Source organism: Holdemanella sp. MSK.7.32, assembly GCF_024460475.1.
Taxonomy (GTDB): Bacteria; Bacillota_I; Bacilli_A; order Erysipelotrichales; family Erysipelotrichaceae; genus Holdemanella.
Map to the genome: position 1 here is coordinate 1 of NZ_JANFYN010000127.1, position 442 is coordinate 442.

The window sequence follows — 442 nt, forward strand, 5'->3', positions numbered from 1 at the left end:
CAGAATATGTACATGATGAAGAAACGGGTGAAGAAGTAAAAAAAACTTCAACTAAAACAATTACAGAAAGCACTATAGATCCAGAAAGTGGCTGCTTCCATAAAGGTGAGAAAGAGAAATGTTTTGCGTACTCGCATCAAACTTTCTGCGATAAGAATTCGTTCGTACTGGCAGTTACAACAGTTCCTGGAAATGTACATGATAGTGTTAGTTTTTTTGATGCCTATGAAGAATTGATCAATGGAAAATATGGATACCTGATTAAGAATGTTTCATTAGATGCCGGATACATGACACCCGCAATATGCAGAGCTATTGTACAGAATAATCAGATTCCTTATATGCCATATAAAAGACCAATGACCAAAAAAGGCTTCTTTAAAAAATACGAATATGTCTATGATGAAGAATACGACTGTTATCTATGTCCAAATGATAAGAT

Annotated in this window: 1 protein-coding gene; it reads left to right on the forward strand. The window is 34.4% G+C overall.

Going from position 1 to position 442, the window contains the following annotated elements; translation table 11 throughout:
* On the forward strand, positions 1-442 hold a 442-nt coding region (locus NE544_RS12100), incomplete at both ends, for a transposase (RefSeq protein ID WP_256269508.1).